The following is a 553-nucleotide window of genomic DNA, read 5'->3' on the forward strand; positions in this document are numbered from 1 at the left end:
ACTTGAATTGTAAAATTAAGCTAGACGATTAAAAAAACCATTTGTGGTACACTCATTCCAAAATTAACAACCACGAAAATTAGGAGAGTGACCACAAATGGCCTACACCCATCTTACCATGGAAGAACTCGGTTGGATAGAGACTTATCTTACTATCGGACTATCAGTGCCACAAATTGCAGTTAAGCTAGGACGTTCCAAACAACCGATCTATAATGTGAAAGGTTACCTCAAAACCGGCAAGACGATACTAGATTACTACCGTCGCTATAAAGAAAATAAATCGCACTGTGGTGCGAAGAAAATTGAATTGCCTGAGGATCAAGTTCAATACATTAAAGAGAAAGTAGCTGACCACTGGACACCAGATGTCATTCTTGGCAGAGCTGAGAAAGACATCCGCTGTTCTATGCGAACCCTTTATCGTCGATTTCAAGACAGCGAGATATTTAACGTTTCCACTCTACCCATGAAGGGCAAGCGGAAACCTAACGGTCATAAAGAAAGACGAGGCAAGCAAGCATTTAAGCGTCACCTCCAGGATCGACAAACA

1 protein-coding gene is annotated in these 553 nt (G+C 41.4%); it reads left to right on the top strand.

Annotated elements, in window-relative coordinates:
- Nucleotides 1-97: 97 nt before the first annotated feature.
- Nucleotides 98-553 (top strand): transposase (locus tag ACYVLS_RS08835; protein WP_460323680.1); only part of this gene is annotated, 456 nt, incomplete at its 3' end.

This window comes from Alkalibacterium psychrotolerans, assembly GCF_054784355.1.